General features: G+C 56.1%; 1 rRNA gene. It reads left to right on the plus strand.

Annotated features, from left to right (window positions below):
* The first annotated feature begins 1 nt into the window (after window position 1).
* Window positions 2-1,530 (plus strand): 16S ribosomal RNA (locus ACUN8H_RS18715).
* Window positions 1,531-1,546: the final 16 nt, after the last annotated feature.

Genomic DNA, 1,546 nt, shown 5'->3' on the forward strand with positions numbered 1-1,546 from the left:
TAAACTGAAGAGTTTGATCATGGCTCAGATTGAACGCTGGCGGCAGGCCTAACACATGCAAGTCGAGCGGTAGCAGGTCCTTCGGGATGCTGACGAGCGGCGGACGGGTGAGTAATGCATAGGAATCTGCCCGATAGTGGGGGATAACCTGGGGAAACCCAGGCTAATACCGCATACGTCCTACGGGAGAAAGGGGGCTTTGGCTCCCGCTATTGGATGAGCCTATGTCGGATTAGCTAGTTGGTAGGGTAAAGGCCTACCAAGGCAACGATCCGTAGCTGGTCTGAGAGGATGATCAGCCACATCGGGACTGAGACACGGCCCGAACTCCTACGGGAGGCAGCAGTGGGGAATATTGGACAATGGGGGCAACCCTGATCCAGCCATGCCGCGTGTGTGAAGAAGGCCCTCGGGTTGTAAAGCACTTTCAGCGAGGAAGAACGCCTGTCGGTTAATACCCGGTAGGAAAGACATCACTCGCAGAAGAAGCACCGGCTAACTCCGTGCCAGCAGCCGCGGTAATACGGAGGGTGCAAGCGTTAATCGGAATTACTGGGCGTAAAGCGCGCGTAGGTGGCTTGATAAGCCGGTTGTGAAAGCCCCGGGCTCAACCTGGGAACGGCATCCGGAACTGTCAGGCTAGAGTGCAGGAGAGGAAGGTAGAATTCCCGGTGTAGCGGTGAAATGCGTAGAGATCGGGAGGAATACCAGTGGCGAAGGCGGCCTTCTGGACTGACACTGACACTGAGGTGCGAAAGCGTGGGTAGCAAACAGGATTAGATACCCTGGTAGTCCACGCCGTAAACGATGTCGACCAGCCGTTGGGTGCCTAGCGCACTTTGTGGCGAAGTTAACGCGATAAGTCGACCGCCTGGGGAGTACGGCCGCAAGGTTAAAACTCAAATGAATTGACGGGGGCCCGCACAAGCGGTGGAGCATGTGGTTTAATTCGATGCAACGCGAAGAACCTTACCTACCCTTGACATCCTGCGAACCCGGAAGAGATTCCGGGGTGCCTTCGGGAACGCAGAGACAGGTGCTGCATGGCTGTCGTCAGCTCGTGTTGTGAAATGTTGGGTTAAGTCCCGTAACGAGCGCAACCCTTGTCCTTATTTGCCAGCACGTAATGGTGGGAACTCTAAGGAGACTGCCGGTGACAAACCGGAGGAAGGTGGGGACGACGTCAAGTCATCATGGCCCTTACGGGTAGGGCTACACACGTGCTACAATGGCCGGTACAAAGGGCGGCGAGCTCGCGAGAGTCAGCGAATCCCTTAAAGCCGGTCTCAGTCCGGATCGGAGTCTGCAACTCGACTCCGTGAAGTCGGAATCGCTAGTAATCGTGAATCAGAATGTCACGGTGAATACGTTCCCGGGCCTTGTACACACCGCCCGTCACACCATGGGAGTGGACTGCACCAGAAGTGGTTAGCCTAACGCAAGAGGGCGATCACCACGGTGTGGTTCATGACTGGGGTGAAGTCGTAACAAGGTAGCCGTAGGGGAACCTGCGGCTGGATCACCTCCTTAAACGATGCGTCACAGT

The organism is Vreelandella sp. V005 (genome assembly GCF_052645115.1).